Annotated in this window: 4 protein-coding genes; all 4 read left to right on the top strand. The window is 58.4% G+C overall.

What is annotated here, in order from left to right; translation table 11 throughout:
- The first annotated feature begins 267 nt into the window (after nucleotides 1–267).
- Nucleotides 268–8130, top strand: coding sequence for a retention module-containing protein (locus QRN33_RS21725; RefSeq protein WP_285410040.1), 7863 nt, complete (start codon nucleotides 268–270; stop codon nucleotides 8128–8130).
- A 452-nt stretch (nucleotides 8131–8582) separates the two neighbouring features.
- On the top strand, nucleotides 8583–10619 hold the full coding sequence (locus tag QRN33_RS21720; RefSeq protein WP_285410038.1) for a hypothetical protein: 2037 nt from the start codon (nucleotides 8583–8585) through the stop codon (nucleotides 10617–10619).
- 129 nt (nucleotides 10620–10748) lie between these two features.
- Nucleotides 10749–12677, top strand: a complete 1929-nt coding sequence (locus tag QRN33_RS21715; protein ID WP_285410037.1) for a hypothetical protein — start codon at nucleotides 10749–10751, stop codon at nucleotides 12675–12677.
- 224 nt (nucleotides 12678–12901) lie between these two features.
- The gene (locus QRN33_RS21710) at nucleotides 12902–15187 is read left to right on the top strand and encodes an autotransporter outer membrane beta-barrel domain-containing protein (protein ID WP_285410036.1); all 2286 of its coding nucleotides are present in this window, start codon (nucleotides 12902–12904) and stop codon (nucleotides 15185–15187) included.
- Nucleotides 15188–15378 lie beyond the last annotated feature (191 nt).

Below are 15378 nucleotides of genomic sequence, written 5' to 3'. Positions count from 1 at the left end.
TGCGAAGTACTGCTGAAGGGGAGGGACGCGTAGCGGCAAATGAGCGACAGATTTTTGTCACTTGGGTGAGTCACCGCCGTTACGTAGCGCTAGTGGGTCGATGAATTGAACAGGGTTGGCAAGTGCTTGATAGCGCTGACAATTCTCTTCAAAACGGGCCTGCGAAACGAACTGTCGAGGGTGCGAGCGTCGCCCCCGGCAACCCGATTGAGCCATGGGCTGCTTCGCGAACGAGTGCCGACGGTGGTCGGCAGCGGAGGATTTCACATGGCAACGCTCATCGGTACGGTCACAAAAGTCATTGGTCAGGTGTTCGCTCAGGCGAGCGATGGCATCAAACGTCCGCTGTTCGAAGGCGATCGTTTGTACGCCGGCGATCAACTGATCACCGGCGCGGAAGGCGCGGTGGCGGTGAAGCTGCAAAATGGCGAGGAATTGACCCTCGGCCGTGGCAGCAGCATCACCATGACCGGGCAACTGCTGGCCGATCAGGCTGTGCCGGTGAACGTCGACGAAGCGCAGACCCCGAGCCAGGCGCAACTGACCGATGTCGAGCAGATCCAGAGAGCCATCGCCGCCGGTGAAGACCCGAGTAAAACCGCCGAAGCCACCGCTGCCGGCCCCAATGCGCCCACCGGCAATACCGGTGAACTGGGCGGTGGGCACAGCTTCGTTCTGCTGACCGAAGTCGGCGGCCGGGTCGATCCGGTGATCGGTTTCCCAACTGCCGGTTTCAATGGCATTCCCGAATTTCCCGATTATCGCCGCGACGCGGACAACGACACTGGCGACGACACCCCAGCGCCGATCGTGGTGCCACCACCACCGGTGAACAACCCGGTCATCCTCAATGGCCTTGACGCAGCGGGCGGCGAGCTGAACCTCAATGAAGCCAATCTGCCTGACGGTACAGCGGCCAATCCGGGCGCTCTGACCCAGAGTGGCAGCTTCACCGTCTCGGCACCGGATGGCTTGAACAGCCTGAGCATCGGCGGCATCAACGTCATCGTTGGCGGCGTGCCGATCGGCTTTCCCCAGTCGATCACCACGCAGCTCGGCAACACCCTGACCATCACCGGCTACAACCCGGCGACCGGCACGGTCAGCTACAGCTACACCCTCACCGGCAACGAGACCCATGCGGCCGGCGATGGCGTGAACAACCTCAGCGAACAGTTCACCGTGATCGCCACCGACAGCAATGGCGACAGCGCCACTGGCACGCTGGACGTGAATATCACCGACGACGTGCCCAAAGCGTTTGACGACGCCAACGGCGTTGCCTCGGAAACCTTGCTGACCCTGACCGGCAATGTCCTCATCAACGACATACAAGGCGCTGATCGCGTACCCACCGGCCCAGTCACGCCCGGCACCTTCACCGGTACTTACGGCACTTTGGTTCTCAACGCCGACGGCACCTACACCTATACGCTCAATATCAGCGATGCCGATTTCAAAAACCTGCACGGCGGCGGCAACGGCACCGAGACTTTCGCCTACACCATCACCGATGCCGACGGCGATACCAGCAGCGCCAATCTGGTTCTGCAGATTCACAACAACGACGACCCGGTGACTATCGATGGCCTGAACGTCGCTGGTGGCGAGCTGACGGTTTACGAGAAAAACCTCGGCGATGGCAGCGCTCCGGATGCCGGTGCGCTGACGCAAAACGGCACGTTCACCATCACCGCGCTCGATGGCGTCACCACGCTGACCGTCGGCGGTATCGCCGTGGTCACCAATGGCGTGGCCGCAGGCTTTCCGCAATCGATCACCACGCCACTGGGCAGCACGCTCACCATCACCGGTTTCAACGCTGCAACCGGCGTGGTCAGCTACAGCTACACCCTGGCGGATAACGAAGCCCATCCGAATGCCAACGGCGCGAATAATCTGCCCGAGCAATTCGCGGTCACGGTAGTCGATGACAACGGCACGACGGCCACCGGCACCCTCGACGTCAACATCGTCGACGACCTGCCGAAAGCCATCGACGACAGCAACGGCACCGCGTCAGAAAGCCAATTGACCCTGACCGGCAATGTCCTGACCAACGACGTGCAAGGCGCCGACCGCGTACCGAGCGGCCCGGTCACCCCCGGAACATTTACCGGTACTTTCGGCACTTTGGTTCTGAACGCCGACGGCACCTACACCTACACCCTCAATACCAACGACGCCGATTTCAAAAACCTGCACGGCGGCGGCAACGGCACCGAGACTTTCGCCTACACCATCACCGATGCCGATGGCGATACCAGCAGCGCCAATCTGGTTCTGCAGATTCATAACAACGACGACCCGGTGACCATCGATGGCCTGAACGTCGCTGGTGGCGAGCTGACGGTTTACGAGAAAAACCTCGGCGATGGCAGCACTCCGGATGCTGGTGCGCTGACGCAAAACGGCACGTTCACCATCACCGCACTCGACGGCGTCACCACGCTGACCGTCGGCGGTATCGCCGTGGTCACCAATGGCGTGGCCGCAGGCTTTCCGCAATCGATCACCACGCCACTGGGCAGCACGCTGACCATCACCGGTTTCAACGCGGCAACCGGTGTGGTCAGTTACAGCTACACCCTGGCCGACAACGAGGCGCATCCGGATGCCAACGGCGCGAATAATCTGCCCGAGCAATTCGCGGTCACGGTAGTCGATGACAACGGCACGACGGCCACTGGCACCCTCGACGTCAACATCGTCGACGACCTGCCGAAAGCCATCGACGACAGCAACGGCACCGCGTCAGAAAGCCAATTGACCTTGACTGGCAACGTCCTGACCAATGACATACAAGGCGCTGACCGGGTGCCCACCGGCCCAGTCACGCCCGGCACCTTCACCGGTACTTACGGCACTTTGGTTCTCAACGCTGACGGCACCTACACCTACACCCTGAACACCAACGACGCCGATTTCAAAAACCTGCACGGCGGTGGCAACGGCACCGAAACCTTCGCCTACACCATCACCGATGCCGACGGCGATACCAGCAGCGCCAACCTTGTTCTGCAAATTCATAACAACGACGATCCGGTGCTGCTCAATGGCCTCGACGTCAACGGTGGCGAGCTCACCGTCTACGAGAAAAACCTCGGCGACGGCACCAGCCCCGACACGCCCGCGCTGACCCAGAACGGCACCTTCACCGTCAGCGCCCTCGATGGTCTGCAGACCCTCACGGTCGGCGGCATCGCGGTGATCACTAATGGCGTGGCCGCAGGTTTCCCGCAATCGGTGATCACGCCGCTGGGCAGCACCTTGACCATCACCGGTTATGATCCGGTGACCGGCGTGGTCAGTTACAGCTACAGCCTGGCCGACAACGAAGCCCATCCAACCGCCAACGGCGCCAACAGCCTCACCGAAAACTTCGACGTCGTCGCGACCGACACCGATGGCAGCACCGCCAGTGGCCAGATCAACGTCAACATCGTCGACGATTTGCCGACCGCCCATGCAGACGCGGCTTCGGTGACGGAGGGCGGCACCGTCAGCGGCAATGTGCTCAACAACGATATCGGCGGCGCGGATGGCCCGGCGGTCACCGGTGCAGTGGTCGGCGTGCGCGCCGGTGCCGACACCTCGACGTCGGCCATCGGTGGACTCAATTCGCAGATCAACGGCACCTACGGCTACCTCACCCTGGATGCCAACGGCAACGCGGTTTATCACAGCAATCCCAACACGGTGAACGGCCCAGGCGCGGTGGACATATTCACCTACACCGTGCGCGATGCCGATGGTGATGAAAGCACTACGACGATCACCATCGATGTCTACAACAGCTGCCTGAAAGCGGTCAGCGACACCGACGTCACCGTCTACGAAAAAGCCCTCGACCTGAACAGGGACGGCCAGGATCTGGCGGCGGGCAGTGTGGTCGGCAGCGATCCGAACAGTACTGGTGAAACCGCCTCCGGCACGCTGGTCGGCTCGGTCACTGGCGCGGTCGGCGCGATCAGCTATGCGCTGGTCGGCAGCGCCACCGGCAATTACGGACAGATCGTTCTCAATGCCAATGGCACTTACACCTACACCCTGACTTCACCCGCGACGACCACGCCGCATGCCGACGACGGCGCCAATAGCCTGAGCGAAACCTTCACCTATCAGGCGACCGATTCGCTGGGTAACGTCGTCACCAGCAGCATCGTTGTGAGCATCGTCGATGACGTGCCGAAAGCGCTGAACGACAGCAACGCCAATAACGCGACCGAAGCCCAGTTGACCCTGACCGGCAACGTCCTCGACAACGACGTGCAAGGCGCCGACCGCGTCGCCAGTGGCCCGGTGACCGCCGGCACCTTCACCGGCACCTACGGCACGCTGGTACTCAACGCCAACGGCACTTACACCTACACGCTGGATGCCAACGACGCTGACTTCAAAAACCTCCACGGCGGCGGCAACGGCACGGAAACCTTCGCCTACACCATCACCGACTCCGACGGTGACACCAGCACCGCCAACCTGGTGCTGAACATCCACAACAACGACGATCCGGTGTGCCTCGATGGCCTAAACGTGAAGGGCGGCGAGCTCAGCGTCTACGAGAAAAACCTCAGCGACGGCAGCACTCCCAATGCCTCGGCGCTGACCCAGAGCGGCAGCTTCACCGTGACCGCTCTCGATGGCCTGCAAACCCTGACGGTCGGCGGTATTGCCGTGATCAGCAACGGCGTCGCCGCCGGTTTGCCGCAGTCCGTGGTCTCGCCGCTGGGCAGCACCTTCACCATCACTGGTTACGACCCGGCTACCGGTGTGGTCAGTTACAGCTACACCCTCGCCGACAACGAAGCCCATCCGAACGCCAACGGTGCCAATAGCCTCAGCGAGAACTTCGACGTGGTCGGCACGGACACCGATGGCAGCACGTCCAGCGGTCAGATCAACGTCAATATCGTCGATGACCTACCGACCGCGCACGCGGATGCCGCTTCGGTGGCGGAGGGCGGCACCGTCAGCGGCAATGTGCTGGACAACGACATCGGCGGTGCTGACGGCCCGGCGGCCACAGGCGCAGTGGTCGGCGTGCGCGCCGGTGCCGACACCTCGACGTCGGCCATCGGCGGACTCAATTCGCAGATCAACGGCACCTACGGCTATCTGACCCTGGATGCCAACGGCAACGCGGTCTATCACAGCAATCCCAATGTGGTGAACGGCCCGGGCGCGGTGGATGTGTTCACCTACACCGTGCGCGATGCCGATGGCGACGAAAGCACCACGACGATCACCATCGACGTGCACAACAGTTGCCTGACTGCCGTCAGCGACACCGACGTCACCGTCTACGAAAAAGCCCTCGACCTGAGCAAGGATGGCCTGGATCTCGCCCCCGGCACAGTCACCGGCAGTGATCCGGGCAATACCGGCGAAACCGCCTCCGGCACGCTGGTCGGTTCGGTCAGCGGCGGCAGCGGCGCGATTACGTACACGTTGGTCGGCAACGCCACCGGCAGCTACGGACAACTGCAGCTCAACGCCGACGGTACCTACACCTATACGCTGACCTCGGCGCCGAAAACCGCGCCGAACGCCAACGACGGGCCGAACACCCTGAGCGAAACGTTCACCTACAAAGCCACCGATGCGCTGGGCAACGCCACCACCAGCACCCTCGTGGTGAACATCGTCGACGATGTGCCGAAAGCCGTTGCCTCGGATCGTTCGGTGACGGCGGTGGAGATCGATTCCAACGTGCTCATCGTCCTCGACATCTCCGGCAGCATGGCCGATGCCTCCGGTGTATCTGGTCTGTCGCGGCTGGCGCTGGCCAAGCAGGCCATTGGTGCCCTGCTCGACAAGTACGATGATCTGGGCGATGTGAAAGTGCAGTTGGTGACGTTCAGCAGCAATGCCGCCGACCGCACCACGGTGTGGGTCGATGTCGCCACCGCCAAGACGCTGCTTGCGGGTCTGAATGCCGGCGGCGGCACCAACTACGACGCTGCCGTGGCGGTGATGCAGAACGCGTTCAACACCTCAGGCAAACTTACCGGGGCGCAAAACGTCGGCTACTTCTTCTCCGACGGCAAGCCCAACGAGGGCGACATCGGCAGCGCTGACGAAGCCGCGCTGAAAAACTTCCTCGATGCCAACAACATCAAGAACTACGCCATTGGCTTGGGCAACGGTGTGAGCAACGCCTACCTCGATCCGCTGGCATACGACGGTATCAGCCACACCAACACCAATGCGGTGGTGGTCACCGATCTCAACCAGCTCAACTCGGTATTGTCCGGCACCGTGCAGGGCGCGCCGGTCACCGGTTCGCTGCTGGGCGAGGGCGGTTCGTTCGGCGCCGATGGCGGTTTCATCAAATCCATCATGGTCGACGGCACCACCTACACCTACGATCCAAAAGCCCTCGGTGGCCAGGGGTCGTTGACCGCGAGCGGCGGCGCCAACCACGGCACCTTCAACACGGCGAACAACACCGTCAGCATCGCCACCAACAACAGTGGCACGCTGGTGATCAACCTGGATACCGGCGAATACAGCTACACCTCGCAGAAAACCACCGCCGTGGTGATCACCGAAAACATCGGCTTCAGCGTCAGCGACAACGACGGCGACCTCGCCAGCTCCACGCTGACGGTGAAAGTGATTCCCAACGCGCCGCCGGTGGCGATGGACGATCACGTCATCACCAACGTGCTCTCGGGCAACATCGTGGTGCCGGGCGAGCTGTTGCTGGCCAACGACACCGATCCGAACGGCGACGCCCTCAGCGCCACGCCAACCAGTTTCAACACCGGGTGGGTGTCAAAAGCGGCGGACTTCACCGGCAGTGGCCTGATCGGCTTCACCGGGCAGACCAATAACTCGGCCAACCAGAACCTGGCCAATGTGCGCAGCGCCTTCAGCGCCAATGCCGCGACCATGACCGCCGTGCTGGTAGTCAGCGGTTATCTCGGCATGGTGAGCAACAGCAACGCCAACGATGAAGACCGCATCACCGTCCACCTGCGTCAGGGCGAAACCCTCAATCTGGATCACAACCTCGCTGCCGGTCATGTCGGCATGGAGTACTCGCTCAACGGCGGCGCCTGGATGGCACTGGCGGACGGGCAAACCCTGACCGCGTCGGCCGATGGTATCTATCAGATCCACATCACCAACATTGCCAATCCTACGGGCACCGGCAACCCGAACGCGGGGGAAAACTATCAACTGACCATGACCCTCAACTACGCCGGGGCCCATGACATTACGCCGGACTATCACGGCACTTACACCGCCAACGACAACCACGGCGGCAGCGACACGGCCAACGTCAGCATCAGCTATCAGGACGGCCACACCCTGACCGGCACGGCTGGCGACGATGTCTTGGTGGCGGGCAGCGGCAACAACGTGATCAATGCCGGCGATGGCAACGACGTGCTCAGCGGCGGATCCGGCAACAACGAAATGCACGGCGGCGCAGGCAACGATTTGCTCTACAGCGGCGCCGGCAATGACCTGCTCGACGGTGGCACCGGCAGCGATACCGCCAGCTACGCCCACGCCACGGCCGCAGTAACCGTCAACCTCGGCCTGCTCGGTGCGCAAAACACCCTCGGCGCTGGTACCGATACGCTGACCGGCATCGAAAACCTGCTCGGCTCAAACTTCAACGACAGCCTCACCGGCGACGGCAACAACAACGTGATCAACGGTGGCCTCGGCAACGACTTCCTCAACGGTGGCGCTGGCGATGACTTGCTGATCGGTGGCATGGGCAACAATACACTGACGGGCGGGGCAGGGGCCGACACCTTCCAGTGGCTCAAGGGCAACAGCGGCCACGACCTGATCACCGACTTCACCCCCGGCACCGACAAGCTCGACCTGTCGCAACTGCTGCAAGGCGAAAACGCCAGCACCGCGTCGCTGGACGACTACCTGCACTTCACCGTCAGCGGCAGTGGTGCTTCGGTGATGACCAGCATCGACATCAGCGCCATGGCCGGCGCCACGCCGAACCAGACCATCGACCTCGCTGGCGTCAACCTCGCCAGCCACTACGGCGTGACGCCGGGGGCGGGTGGGATGGTGGCTGGCGGGCATGACACGGCGACGATCATCAGCGGGATGCTCAATGATCATTCGTTGAAGGTGGATACGGTGTAAGCGCAGTTTTAAACGACAAAACCCGCCGTCCCGTTCAACCGGGGCGGCGGGTTTTTTCTGCCTGAAGGCAAGGCGTTGTATTCCGTCAGTCTTCGCGAGCAGGCTGATGCGCCCTGATGTTGGGCGGACGGTCAAATCCGATCACTGATTCGTCAGCGACCGACCCTCAATATAATCCGTCCCCCAAGCGCACAGCCGGCGGATTCTGGCGTAGCTGCAGGCAGTGAAGCAAGGTCGTGTAGCTCGAAATCCCCGTCTGCGAGACAACTGACAAACATTCCGTTTAATGGGACTAAGCCGGGAGCTAATTCCGACAAGCGGTAGCGAAACCTGTAATTTCTGACAGTAGGCAGCACCCGCCATTGCGCATTAAATCGAACCCATGCAGCAGCGGTATCAACGTGTCGATACCCGCACACCAGCGTTTGATCAATTGTCGCGGAGCGTCCTACATGCAGCCCCCGGAACACACACAAGGCCCGCACAGTGCAAATCCGCAACCATCAGGGGTCACCGCTTTGCCGGTTCCGCAAGTGCCGGTCATTCTCAAGGACGAACACGGTGCAGAGAGTCCCGACGGACTGTTGCCGCGTACGGAGTTGAACCGTGATCTGCAGTTGATTGTTCCAGAGTGGAACTTCTCAACCGATCCTACTCTCGGACCTGATGTGATCAAAGTGGGATTCCGCCCTTTTGGGGATGCCTTTCGCGAAGTCAATGAATTTAAATTTCCAGTTCCCATCGACCCTGGGAACAAGATCGTATCAGTGCCCAGAGACTATTTGGACAATGGCATCTACGACCTGTCTTACATCCTGATCCAGGGGGGCAACCCTGCTGAGTCCGAGAAAAAACGTATTACTGTGGACCGGGTGGCCCCGGATGATGGTCAGGAACCCGCCGTGCTGGAAATGCTGGATGTCGTCGGCAATATTACCGACGACTACTTGAAGGAACATGGACAGGTTCGTTTTCAAGTGCGCAGTTATGTGGGAATAAAAGCCCGGGACAGAGCCATTTATTTCTGGACCGATACGGATAAACCTTCCGATTCGGAAACCGAGATTGACGAACAGGAATTCAGTCAGACAGACATTGACCGTAACGAACTGTTTATCACCATGCGCGAACAGGACATTCGTGATCGGGGTCAGGGAACCCGTTATATCTATTACCGTCTACGAGACTGGTCGGGTAATAAAGGCCCCAGATCAGAACTGTTGGAATTGTTTGTCGATCTGCTCCCGGCGCCCGGAAATCTCAAACCGCCTCGCGTGCCGTTGTCGGACCGAGGGTTGATTGACCGTCAGCATGCCCGTGAAGGTGCGGTGGCTCAGGGGGCCGTGACGGTAGAAATCGATCGTTATGACAATCCAGGCAGTGACAACGAAATTCTGCTCGACTGGAATGGCACACTGCTAGCGCCGGCGCCGGTTGATCCTTCCAGCTTTCCCGTGGTCGTGCCGGTGCCTTGGTCAGCCCTGACAGCCAAGGGGCTGGGGCCCTTGACGGCTTCGGTGACTTACAGAGTGCGGCGTCCTTCAGGCACCACGCCATCCTCTCTGGAAACCCGGGTCCCGGTAGATTTGACTCTCGCCGGACAGGACCATGCCAATGCCCCGGCATTACTCAACCCTGATCTGGCAAAAGTGGAAATTTACGGCGTTAATTCGAAACTCCTCAACACGCTGACGTCGGATGATTTTGGCGAGCCCGCCGGAGGAATTCTCGCGCTGTTTGATGCGCCACTTGCCGGGCAGACAATCAGCCTGTTCTGGGGAGCAATCACCACCCCTGCCGCACAATATATCGTCCAGCCCGGTGATGTAGCCGGTAAGCGCGTGCCGTTCACCATTCCCTGGACGATCATTGACCAGGACCGGGATAACCCTGCATTACCGGTCTATTACACGACCAGCAACAACGTCAATCTGCAACGGGCTCTGACAACGTCAGTCAATGTATCGATTGTGGTAATCGAAAACCTGAAGGAGCCATCCTTTCCACATGCAACCAGGGATGGTGTTCTTGACTGTTGTGCATGTCCGCGACTCTGGAAAGGGGTCTGGGTGAAAATCGAGGGGAATGCCGCCTTCGACAAAGATGATGAAGTGACTGTGCATTGGCAAGGATCTGAAGGACTGAATGGCTCTGACCCTATTCCCGGAGTGACAGACAAGTTCCTCACGATATTGAGCGAGGCGCAAGCGCGTGACGGTTTTGAAGTGCATGTCGCGGACTTTGAACGTTTGATTGCCCCTATGGTGAATGATGGCTCTGCACTGTGTCATTACACACTTAAGAAAGCCAAGGGCGGCGTGGGCAGTTCAAAAGAGGAGCTCGTCATTATTAATAGAACCCTGCCCAGCGGTATTGTCTGTTCCGAGAAGGAGGGCGAGGATTACTGCGGTTCGCCCTGCGAGAATTCCGGATGGGGTCAAAAGTTTGCAGAACACTTGTCTGCGAAGTTGCCAGGCTTGTTGAAATAAGCAGTTCCTGAATTTCACGTTTTCGTGTCTGACTTGAGTAATGCCTTTCAATTGCAAGAAGTTTAACCAGTGTTAAACGTATGCCTGCGTGGTTGCGTATGCGTGGGCGTTCTCTCTAGGAGCGATAAAATGACCGTTTATAAAAAACTCACCCCTGCACAGCAAAGTCGATTGGATTATAAGCGAATCCGTCTTGCAGCCCCGAAGATGGATGCAGAGCCCCCTCAAATACACCCTGATAATCCCGTGCTGCCTCCTCTAGGTGATGATAAAAATCAGCTTCCGCTTTCATTACAGGGCTTGCCATTAAAAGTAAATGTGCCTCGGCCTCCACAAGCAGATGATGATCCCCCCGTGTCGGGGTATATTGATCTGATGTGGGATGGCAGGAGCTTGGCGGAAACGCGATTTAACTACACCACGCCTCTTAACTCAACCATTCTCTTGATCCCTATGACGCTGCCGGCCAACCTGACCGACAAAGAGGGACCACATGAATTGAGCTACTACCTCAATCAAGGTGGGAACATCGGTAAAGTAACACCCGTGGAGATTAATGTTGACAGACGTGCGCCGCTGCCGATAACAGAGGTCATTGTTCCCGCCGAAGTAGAGCGTGACGGTATCACTAAAAAATATCTCGACGATAATGGTTATGTGCTGATAACTGTTGAGGAATATGTCGGCAGCATGCTCGATGATGTAGTCGAGTGTTTTATTGGCACTTCCGTACCTTTGCCGACGTTGATTGGAACAATTACTCGTAAGGATCTGACTACGCCTCTGGAATTTCAACTGACCGCGGCAATGCTGGACGATGAAGAGGGATTAAGGGCTATTTATTGGCAGGTGACGGATCGCAAGGGCAATAAAAGCCTTCATTCACCTTATAAACGCTTGAACGTCACGCTGACAGATCCACCAGCAGATTTGCAGCCCCTGGATATTCCCCTGTATAGCGATAACCTGATTGATCTGGCGGATGCTCAGCAGCCGATTGGTGTCGGGATTAAAGATGAATACACCAACTTTATTGAAGGCGATCAGTTGGAAGTCACTTGGGATGGCCAGTTACAGTCGGCTCTCACGATTCCCGGGTTTCCCTTTTATGTCGATGTGCCCTTCCGCAATGTCTTCAACGACAATGCGGGCCCGAAGACTGTTACAGCCAGTTATCAGATAAAGCGCAAGGGTGTCCCTCATCCTCTTGTTCCGATCGAGCTGAACAACATCAGCGTGGATTTGCGCAAGCCAGGCGAGCCAATTGATCCAGACAAGCCAGGCAACCCTAACCCCGATCTGCCAAGAGTGACAGTACAAGGCGACTCTGGCGGGGCTCCAAATCAGTTGAGGGAAGCGGATAACACTGGTCCGGTAGTTGTGACGGCTCCGCTCTATACCGGGGCCAAGGAGAATGATGAGGTACAACTTTACTGGAAGGGTGAGCCGGTAGACGCCGCAGACGGCGGGGTTGTAACAATCGGTACTACGCTTCCAACCGAATTGGAATTTACTGTTGAATGGAGCGTTTTCGACGGCGCAGGTAACGGTAATCCGATCAAGGCCCATTATGTAATCGCCCACCCTGTAAACGATAACGTCGATGTTTCGATGCCGACCGATGTTGATGTGCTTATTCGTCCAGGTGTTGTCCCGGAAGTGAAGTTCCAACACCTCGACCAAGACTTAGGCTTGCTCAATTGCTCGTCTTTGCGAAGGCATGACGTTGCCGGCGTAGTAGTCGAAGTATTGGTGGCGGGGGGCGAGCCTCAATTGGCAGAACAGGAATTGACGTTCACTTATCAAGGCTACAGTGACGCCGCAGGTACAATTAAAGACGATACCGAAGCCAAAGTTACCTATACCCCCTCCGATCAGGAGGCAGCCGACGGGTTCATTGTAAGGATCCCCTATGATCCGGCTGTCCTGACCACGGGAAACGCGTGGGGAGGTATTCGCTACTCGGCTCTTATCGATGGGCGCGACACACCCTCTGCAGAACATTCGGTAAGGGTTTATATGGTTAATCCGTCGGGTGGTTCATGCCCCCTGCCCTAAAAAAGTGCTGAAGTCGCCAGGGAAGGTACTGCATGTACCTTCCTTTTCAAATATGTAACGAGTAGCCAGTGGAAAATTGTTAGGAATTATTTAAGGAGTTTTCACCTGCGTATTTCAGAAAAATCCTACGTTGGTTGGGTTGTGGCAATCGGTATCGTTCGACGCTGAATTGTCTGGCTGGCAAACAAATTTGCCGGAGTTAATTAATCGAAGGATAGTCAATCATGAAACTCGAAGTCTTTTCATTCCGCAGAGTCGCTTCCACCGGAAGCTTTCGAATGCTGGTAGCGATACCGGCATTTTTTATGTTGGGTTCACCCGCGTTGGCGGTCATCGTCGATAACCGTACGCTGGATGTGGACTCGACAGTGCCGCCCACTGATTACCTGGTGCGCAATAGCGGAGTACTGAATCTTGCCCAGGCCATGACTCATACCCTGAATGTGATTTCCGGATCGACACTGAACATCAATGGCGCGACGGTGAATGCTGAAAGTGGCATTGAGGGGATTTCCATCACGGCCAGTCAAGGCAATCTTGTGCAGGCCGATGTCACCAGCGACTCGATAGGAATGATGGTCAATCGGTTTTTCTCTTCGACGCAAGGGTCGACTGTCACCGCGACTGACAGTCAATTCAGGGGGGGCGAAGCCGGGATACAGATAACCGCGTTAAGCAACCTGACACTGATCGGCAGTGAAGTGACGGGACAGGCCGCGGGCAGTGTCGGCCTGAATATGATCGGCGGTGAAGTGCACGCTACAGACGGTACTCGTATCAGCGGCGACCGGGCGGGTGTGCGGATGGTCAATGACTCGTCCGTTTCAGGCAGCAATGCGCTGGTACTGGACGGTGCCAGTGTAGAGGGGCGCAATGGGCCGGCGATAGAAGTTGCCGGTGGTGCAAACGTCAGCATCGAGGTGCTGAACAACTCCACTTTGCGAGGTAGCGATAATCAATTGCTGGCGGTTCGAGAGGCTTCGACCGCGGCTGTAACGGTTGGCAACAGTACGTTGATTGGTAACTTTTCAGTGACGGGTTCCAGCACGGCTGATTTCATTTTCGACCGAGGCGATATGACCGGAGACGTGCTGGTTGAGGACGGCTCGACGGCCAACGTCACTCTGCAGGATCAGTCGCAATTCACCGGTCGTCTGGACAAGGTCGCCAGCGTCAACATCAATGACAATTCAAACTGGACCCTCACTGGCAATGACTCTGTTGGCGCAATGCGCCTGGAGGGCGGCCGGGTTACTTTCGGCGCAGCCCAGGCACCCACGACCTACTATCAACTTACGGTCGGCACACTCGCCGGTAACGGCACGTTTGAGATGAAAGGTGATTTTGCCAACGGGCAGAGTGATTTCCTCAATGTTCTTGGTCAGTCAGAGGGGCAGTTCGATCTCGCGGTGCAGGCTTCGGGGCTGGATGCGGCGTCGCCTCAGCAATTGACGCTAGTGCGTACCGGCACAAGCGATGGAGCGAACTTTGCGCTGGCCGGCGATCAGAGAGTGGATGTCGGCACCTGGTCGTACGGTTTGGCCAGCCGGGAAATCGACGGGGGAGCGAAGGAGTGGTTTCTCGACCCGACCACCGAAGTCATCAGCCCGGGCGCGCGCTCGGTACTGGCCTTGTTCAACACAGCGCCAACCGTCTGGTATGGCGAGCTGTCGTCGTTGCGCAGCCGTATGGGTGAGTTGCGTTTGAACGGTGGCGAGGGCGGGGGGTGGAGTCGTGTTTACAGCAACAGACACGACGTCGCTGATGGGTCAGGTGTCGGTTATCAGCAAACACAACAGGGATTCTCCCTCGGCGCCGATGCGCGGGTGGGCGAAAGCCAGGTGCTGGTCGGGGTGCTCGCCGGCACGAGCGAATCCGATCTGGATCTGAATCGCGGAACCTCGGGTACGGTGAAAAGTTACTACGTCGGTCCCTATGTCACGTGGCTCGACAGTGACACCGGTTACTACTTCGACGGCGTGCTCAAGTTCAACCGGTTTCGTAACGAATCCAAAGTCAACCTGAGCGATGGCAGCCGCACCAAAGGCGATTACGACAACTGGGGTGTAGGCGGTTCCGCCGAGTTCGGTCGGCATATCAAACTGGCCAACGACTACTTCGTCGAACCGTTCGCGCAACTGTCGGCGGTGCAGATCCAGGGCAAGCACTACACGCTGGACAACGACATGGACGCCGACGGCGATCGCATGCGCTCACTGCTCGGCAAGGCCGGGGCCACGGTGGGGCGAAACTTCGGTTTCGCCGACGGTGCTGTTGCCCAGCCTTATGTACGTGCGGCGATTGCTCACGAGTTCGCTTCGAACAACGAAGTGAAAGTCAACAACAACGTGTTCAACAACGATTTGTCAGGCTCCCGGGCGGAGTTTGGGGCGGGGGTGGCTGTGGCGATGTCCGAGCGGTGGCAGATGCACTTCGACCTGGATTATGCCAAGGGGAAGCATATTGAACAGCCTTACGGGGTGAATCTGGGGTGGCGGTACAGCTTTTAATGATTGTTTGGTAGAGGGAAGGTGTCTCGTAATCAATGAGACACCTTTATGGCCGCAGTTCTGTCGAGGAGCAGCGGCCTTGGTATTTCTGTTAATTGGTTTTACCTGTGCCGTAGCCATCCGCTGCTCCAATGCAGCCGCCAGCAGGGTGAAGGATTCCCTCCTTGGCGCAATGGCGCGCCTTCATCGGG

The organism is Pseudomonas sp. FR229a, assembly GCF_030209115.1.
In the GTDB taxonomy this organism is placed as follows: domain Bacteria; phylum Pseudomonadota; class Gammaproteobacteria; order Pseudomonadales; family Pseudomonadaceae; genus Aquipseudomonas; species Aquipseudomonas moraviensis_A.
This window is presented reverse-complemented; position numbering and strand designations above follow the sequence as displayed.

Coding starts and splice junctions, on each gene's coding strand:
- QRN33_RS21720 (WP_285410038.1), top strand. CDS start 8,583: ATGCAGCCCCCGGAACACACACAAGGCCCGCACAGTGCAAATCCGCAA.
- QRN33_RS21725 (WP_285410040.1), top strand. CDS start 268: ATGGCAACGCTCATCGGTACGGTCACAAAAGTCATTGGTCAGGTGTTC.
- QRN33_RS21710 (WP_285410036.1), top strand. CDS start 12,902: ATGAAACTCGAAGTCTTTTCATTCCGCAGAGTCGCTTCCACCGGAAGC.
- QRN33_RS21715 (WP_285410037.1), top strand. CDS start 10,749: ATGACCGTTTATAAAAAACTCACCCCTGCACAGCAAAGTCGATTGGAT.